6 protein-coding genes are annotated in these 6,178 nt (G+C 60.7%); 4 read left to right on the top strand and 2 right to left on the bottom strand.

Annotation, left to right across the window (positions count from 1 at the left end; translation table 11 throughout):
• Window positions 1-108: 108 nt before the first annotated feature.
• Together AC1RAC_RS10320 and AC1RAC_RS10315 are read right to left on the bottom strand one after the other, a co-directional pair.
• The gene (locus tag AC1RAC_RS10320) at window positions 109-996 is read right to left on the bottom strand and encodes a lysophospholipid acyltransferase (RefSeq protein WP_014716285.1); all 888 of its coding nucleotides are present in this window, start codon (window positions 994-996) and stop codon (window positions 109-111) included.
• A gap of 40 nt (window positions 997-1,036) precedes the next feature.
• Window positions 1,037-1,594 carry a DNA-3-methyladenine glycosylase I gene (locus AC1RAC_RS10315; protein ID WP_003187266.1) on the bottom strand — a complete coding sequence of 186 codons (558 nt, stop codon included), beginning with the start codon at window positions 1,592-1,594 and terminating at the stop codon, window positions 1,037-1,039.
• 81 nt (window positions 1,595-1,675) lie between these two features.
• Here AC1RAC_RS10315 and glyQ point away from each other — a divergent pair, with 81 nt between their 5' ends.
• The 4 genes from glyQ to AC1RAC_RS10295 all read left to right on the top strand — a co-directional run bounded on the left by glyQ (window position 1,676) and on the right by AC1RAC_RS10295 (window position 6,072).
• Entirely contained in the window at window positions 1,676-2,629 is a 954-nt protein-coding gene (gene glyQ / locus AC1RAC_RS10310; RefSeq protein ID WP_003187265.1) for a glycine--tRNA ligase subunit alpha, read from the top strand.
• Window positions 2,626-4,680, top strand: coding sequence for a glycine--tRNA ligase subunit beta (glyS, locus tag AC1RAC_RS10305; RefSeq protein WP_057975198.1), 2,055 nt, complete (start codon window positions 2,626-2,628; stop codon window positions 4,678-4,680). Before glyQ ends, glyS begins: the two co-directional genes overlap by 4 nt.
• Before the next feature lie 2 nt (window positions 4,681-4,682).
• A complete protein-coding gene (gmhB, locus tag AC1RAC_RS10300; RefSeq protein WP_161793233.1) occupies window positions 4,683-5,219 on the top strand; it encodes a D-glycero-beta-D-manno-heptose 1,7-bisphosphate 7-phosphatase in 537 nt (178 codons plus the stop codon).
• 82 nt (window positions 5,220-5,301) lie between these two features.
• Window positions 5,302-6,072, top strand: coding sequence for a lysophospholipid acyltransferase family protein (locus AC1RAC_RS10295; protein ID WP_003187258.1), 771 nt, complete (start codon window positions 5,302-5,304; stop codon window positions 6,070-6,072).
• Window positions 6,073-6,178 lie beyond the last annotated feature (106 nt).

The following is a 6,178-nucleotide window of genomic DNA, read 5'->3' as shown; positions in this document are numbered from 1 at the left end:
CCCCCCCCCCCCCCCCCCCCCCCCCCCCCCCCCCCCCCCCCCCCCCCCCCCCCCCCCCCCCCCCAGCTCCCACATTTGATCTCCATTGGGCTGGAGGTCAGCGGTGAGTCAGTACCACCGCGCCTCACCCGGCGGGCGTTTCTTGAAGCGCTTCATGCTCCACATGTACTGGCTTGGGTAAGCACCTACATAGCGCTCAACTACCTTGCTCATCGCCGCACAGGACGTCGCGGTGTCGGTGCTGTACATGTCCTCCGGCGCCGCTTCCAGGATCACCTTGTAGCCCGAGCCGTCCGGCAGGCGCAGGGCGTGCAGGAATACGCCAACGGCCTTGTGGCCCGCGAGCATGTTCGGCACGAATTTACTGGTGAGCGCCTGGGTGGCAAAAAACGGTACGAAGATCCCGGCGGACTCAGCCGGCTCCGGGTCGGCAGGAATACCCACCTGGCCGCCTTTGCGCACTTCCTTGATCACACTGAGAATGCCTTCCTTGGTGGAAGCCGCCACGCGGTTGCCCAACTGCACGCGCTGCTTGCGCAGCAACTCGTCCACGGCCTTGAGCTTGGGCGGGCGATAGAAAATGATCGGTTTGCACTGGCTGCAGTAGAAGTGGTTCAACACTTCCCAATTGCCTAGATGGCTGGTGATGCCCACCACGCCTTTGCCAGAAGCCAGGGCCTCGTGCAGCACTTCCAGGCCCTCGACTTCGCGGACCAGGTCGATGGAGCGCTGCGCCGGCCAGATCCACGCGCAGGCGCTTTCGGTGAGGGACTTGCCGATGTCCATCAGGCTGCGGCCCACCAGGCGCTCGCGCTCTGCCGGGTCCATGTCCGGGAAGCATTTGGAGAGGTTGATCCGCACCGTATCGCGGGAACGGTTGGGGGTTTTCCACATGATCCAGCCGATCCCTGTGCCGACGGCTTGTACAGCGCGCCAGGGCAGCAGGGCAAACAACCGAAGAGCGCCTACCAGCAAGGCGCCTTTAAACTTTTCCACAGTTCACTCCTGATCGTGTGTGGTGCGCAAAGCCGGCATTCTAACCGGCGTTGACCAAGTCCGCGTAACGGTCGCAGTCCTGGGTGTGGTCCATGACCATGCCCGAGGCCTGCATGAAGGCGTAGCAGATGGTCGGCCCGACGAAAGTGAAGCCGGCCTTTTTCAAGGCTTTGCTCATGGCTTCGGCTTCGGGCGTGATCGCCGGGACGTCGCTGCGATCCTTGAAGTGATTGACCTTGGGTTTGCCGCCGACAAACGACCACAGCAACCCCACCGGGTCTTCCAGCGCCAGCCAAGCCGCGGCGTTGCGCCGGGTAGCGTTGAGCTTCAAGCGATTGCGCACGATGCCCGGGTCCTGCATCAGCACCTCGATTTCTTCATCGCTCAATTGCGCCAGACGCTGCGCGTCAAAGCCGAACAACACCTTCCGATAATGCTCGCGTTTGCGTAAAACGGTGATCCAGGACAGGCCTGCCTGGAACCCTTCGAGCAAAAGCAACTCGAACAAACCCTGCGCATCGCGCAGCGGCGTTCCCCACTCTTGATCGTGATAAGCCATGTACAGCGGATCTTCAGAACACCAAAAGCAGCGTGGCATAAGGCTCCAGGGAGTGGTGGCGGGGCCGAATCGGGTATACTCCCGCTCTTTAAATCGCAGCCCAAGTAACAGGTGAATTTCGTGAGCCAGCCTACGCCAGCCGTGCGTACCTTCCAAGACTTGATCCTCGCCCTCCAGCAATACTGGGCCGAGCAAGGTTGTGTGGTACTTCAGCCCTACGATATGGAAGTAGGCGCCGGCACTTTCCACACCGCTACATTCCTGCGGGCCATCGGCCCGGAAACCTGGAACGCCGCTTATGTGCAGCCCAGTCGCCGCCCGACTGACGGCCGCTACGGCGAAAACCCGAACCGTCTGCAGCACTACTACCAGTTCCAGGTGGTATTGAAGCCCAACCCGGACAACTTCCAGGAGCTGTACCTGGGCTCGCTCAAGCATGTGGGCCTGGACCCACTGGTGCACGACATTCGTTTCGTCGAAGACAACTGGGAATCGCCAACCCTGGGCGCCTGGGGCCTGGGCTGGGAAGTCTGGCTCAATGGCATGGAAGTGACGCAGTTCACCTATTTCCAGCAAGCCGGCGGCATCGAGTGCTACCCGGTCACTGGCGAGATCACCTATGGCCTTGAGCGCCTGGCCATGTACCTGCAAGGCGTGGACTCGGTCTACGACCTGGTATGGGCTGACGGCCCGTTCGGCAAGGTGACCTACGGCGATGTGTTCCATCAGAACGAGGTGGAGCAGTCCACCTACAACTTCGAACACGCCAACGTCGACAAGCTGTTCGAACTGTTCGACTTCTATGAAAGCGAAGCCAAGCGCCTGATCGAACTCGACCAGCCGCTGCCGTTGCCAAGCTATGAAATGGTGTTGAAGGCGTCCCATACCTTCAACCTGCTGGATGCCCGCCGTGCTATTTCGGTTACTGCGCGCCAGCAATACATCCTGCGTGTGCGCACCCTGGCGCGTTCCGTCGCCCAAGCCTACCTGCTGGCTCGCGCCAAGCTGGGCTTCCCGATGGCAACCCCGGATTTGCGTGATGAAGTGTTGGCTAAGCTGGAGGCTGCACAATGAGTGCTCAAGATTTCCTGGTTGAACTGGGCACCGAAGAGCTGCCACCCAAGGCACTCAATACCCTGGCCGATGCGTTCCTGGCCGGTATCGAAAAAGGCCTGCAGACTGCCGGCCTGAAGTTTGAAGCCAAAAAAGTCTACGCCGCGCCGCGCCGTCTGGCTGTGCTGCTGACCGCGCTGGAAACCCAGCAGCCGGACCGCAACATCAACCTGGACGGCCCACCGCGTCAGGCAGCTTTCGATGCCGACGGCAACCCGACCCAGGCCGCCCTTGGCTTTGCCAAGAAGTGTGGCGTAGAGCTGAGCGAGATCGACCAAAGTGGCCCGAAACTGCGTTTCAGCCAGGTCATCACCGGCAAGCCGACCGCCAGCCTGTTGCCGACCATCGTTGAAGACTCCCTGAACGACCTGCCTATCCCCAAGCGCATGCGCTGGGGTGCGCGCAAGGAAGAGTTCGTGCGTCCGACCCAATGGCTGGTGATGCTGCTCGGTGACCAGGTCATCGATTGCACCATCCTCGCCCAGAAGGCCGGTCGTGAGTCCCGTGGTCACCGCTTCCATCATCCAGAAAGCGTGCGTATCACTTCGCCGGCCAACTACCTCAACGACCTGCGCGCTGCTTATGTGCTGGCCGACGCCAATGAGCGTCGCGAGCTGATCAGCAAGCGCACCGAAGAATTGGCCCGCCTGCAGGAAGGCACCGCCATCGTGCCGCCAAGCCTGCTGGACGAAGTGACCGCCCTGGTGGAATGGCCGGTGCCGCTGGTGTGCTCGTTCGAAGAGCGTTTCCTCGATGTGCCGCAAGAAGCCTTGATCACCACCATGCAGGACAACCAGAAATACTTCTGCCTGCTGGATGTGGACGGTAAGTTGTTGCCGCGTTTTATCACCGTCGCCAACATCGAAAGCAAAGACCCGCAGCAGATCATCGCCGGTAACGAAAAAGTCGTGCGCCCGCGCCTGACCGACGCCGAGTTCTTCTTCAAGCAAGACAAGAAGCAGAAGCTGGAAGACTTCAACCTGCGCCTGCAAAACGTGGTGTTCCAGGAAAAACTCGGCAGCGTCTACGACAAGGCCGTGCGTGTGTCCAAGCTGGCGGCCTACATTGCCCCACGTATTGGCGGTGATGCCGCATGGGCTGCGCGTGCCGGCTTGCTGTCCAAGTGCGATCTGGCCACCGAAATGGTCGGCGAGTTCCCTGAGATGCAAGGTGTTGCCGGTTACTACTACGCCCTCAACGACGGCGAGCCGGACGATGTCGCCCTGGCCCTGAACGAGCAGTACATGCCACGCGGTGCCGGTGCAGAACTGCCGACCACCCTGACGGGTGCGGCTGTGGCGATTGCCGACAAGCTCGATACGCTGGTGGGTATCTTCGGTATCGGCATGCTGCCCACCGGCAGCAAAGACCCGTATGCCCTGCGCCGTGCGGCATTGGGCGTGCTGCGTATCCTGATCGACAAGAAGCTGGACCTCGACCTGACCCAGGCCGTGGTATTCGCCGTCGGCCAGTTCGGCACCAAGGTCAAGCAAGCCGGCCTGGCCGAGCAAGTGCTGGAGTTCGTGTTCGACCGCCTGCGTGCGCGTTACGAAGACGAAGGCGTGGACGTTTCCGTCTACCTGTCGGTACGTGCCCTGCAACCGGGTTCGGCACTGGACTTCGACCAGCGTGTACAAGCCGTGCAAGCGTTCCGCAAGCTGCCGGAAGCCGATGCCCTGGCCGCCGTGAACAAGCGCGTGTCGAACCTGCTGAGCAAGGCCGATAACCTCGGCAGTGCCGAAGTCGACCCTGGCCTGTTTGCCGACGCCAAGGAGTTCTCGCTGAACTCGGCCATCGCCAAGGCAGAGAACGCGGTGAAGCCGCTGATCGCCGAGCGTGACTACGCGCAAGCGTTGGCACGCCTGGCGTCTCTGCGTGAACCGGTAGACGCGTTCTTCGAAGCGGTGATGATCAATGCCGACGATGCCGGCGTACGGAAAAACCGCTACGCGATGCTCGCGCGCCTGCGTGGTTTGTTCATCAATATCGCCGACATCTCCGTACTGGGCTGACCATGTTGAAACTGCTGATTCTCGATCGGGACGGGGTGATCAACTACGACTCCGACGCTTACATCAAGTCGGTGGAGGAGTGGATCCCGCTGCCCGGTTCGATCGAGGCCATCGCGCAGTTGAGCAAAGCCGGCTGGACAGTGGCCATCGCCACCAACCAGTCCGGCATCGCCCGCGGTTACTACGACATCGCCACCCTGGACGCCATGCACGCGCGGTTGCGCACGTTAGTGGCCGAACAGGGCGGTGAGGTGGGGCTGGTGGTCTACTGCCCCCACGGGCCGGACGAAGGCTGCGATTGCCGCAAGCCCAAGCCTGGCATGTTGAAAATTATTGCAGAACATTACAAGGTGCCCTTGGCTGGGATATGGTTCGTCGGGGACAGCCTCGGTGACCTGGAGGCGGCCAAAGCCGTCGACTCTCAGCCAGTTTTGGTTAAAACCGGAAAAGGCGAAAAGACCCAGGCTAAAAACCTGCCGGTAGGCACCTTGATTTTTGACGATCTGGCGGCCGTTGCCGCAGAACTTATCAACAACTAGCCGCCCTCGACTTCCTGACCAAGGACTGTTCGGGAGTGCGCTTTTAACAGGCGGGCCGTGTCCCGCAACGGTAAATGCCGCCATGTCGATCTTGCAGGCCATCAGAACCTTTTTCTTTTACCTGCTGCTGGGCACCAGTTCGTTTCTCTGGTGCACCCTGAGCTTTTTTATTGCACCCTTCCTGCCCTTCAAGGCGCGCTATCGCTTTATCAACGTCTACTGGTGCCGCTGCGCGTTGTGGCTGAGCAAGGTGTTCCTGAATATTCGTTTCGAGGTCAAGGGCGCTGAAAACGTTCCTGATCAGCCGTGCGTGATTCTCTCGAACCACCAGAGCACTTGGGAGACGTTCTTCCTCTCTGCGTATTTCTCGCCGTTGAGCCAGGTGCTCAAGCGCGAGTTGCTGTATGTGCCATTCTTCGGCTGGGCCATGGCCATGTTGCGTCCGATCGCCATCGACCGGGACAACCCCAAGGCAGCGCTCAAGCATGTCGCCAAGAAGGGCGATGAGTTGCTCAAGGACGGCGTCTGGGTGCTGATCTTCCCTGAGGGCACGCGGGTCCCCTACGGCACAGTGGGCAAGTTCTCACGCGGTGGTACCGCCCTGGCGGTCAACGCCAACCTGCCTGTGCTGCCGATTGCGCATAACGCTGGCAAGTTCTGGCCCAAGACTGGCTGGGCTAAACGCCCAGGGACTATCACCGTGGTGATCGGCGAACCGATGTATGCAGAAGGCGAAGGACCACGTGCCATCGCCGCCCTGAACGACCGCGCTGCGGCGTGGAATGAGGCGCAGCAACGGGCCATGGGCTCCCTGCCTCCGGAACCGGTGGTGGTGGAGACGCCGGCCGTTTGAGCATCTGTGGATAACCTGTGTACGCTTTGTTGGCGAATTGGCTTTTTTGCTTCACAACAATCTGATTTACTTACATATTTCTGAAGCTCATAAAATTCAGAAAAAC

The sequence above is a fragment of the Pseudomonas sp. GW823-FHT02F05 genome, from assembly GCF_058797315.1.
Note: the sequence above shows the minus strand (reverse complement) of the source record. Positions and strands in the feature narration are given on the sequence as shown.

What these genes read in the sequence shown, in the direction of transcription:
- gmhB (WP_161793233.1), top strand. Translation starts at nt 4,683, where the DNA reads ATGTTGAAACTGCTGATTCTCGATCGGGACGGGGTGATCAACTACGAC.
- AC1RAC_RS10315 (WP_003187266.1), bottom strand. Translation starts at nt 1,594, where the DNA reads ATGCCACGCTGCTTTTGGTGTTCTGAAGATCCGCTGTACATGGCTTAT.
- AC1RAC_RS10295 (WP_003187258.1), top strand. Translation starts at nt 5,302, where the DNA reads ATGTCGATCTTGCAGGCCATCAGAACCTTTTTCTTTTACCTGCTGCTG.
- glyS (WP_057975198.1), top strand. Translation starts at nt 2,626, where the DNA reads ATGAGTGCTCAAGATTTCCTGGTTGAACTGGGCACCGAAGAGCTGCCA.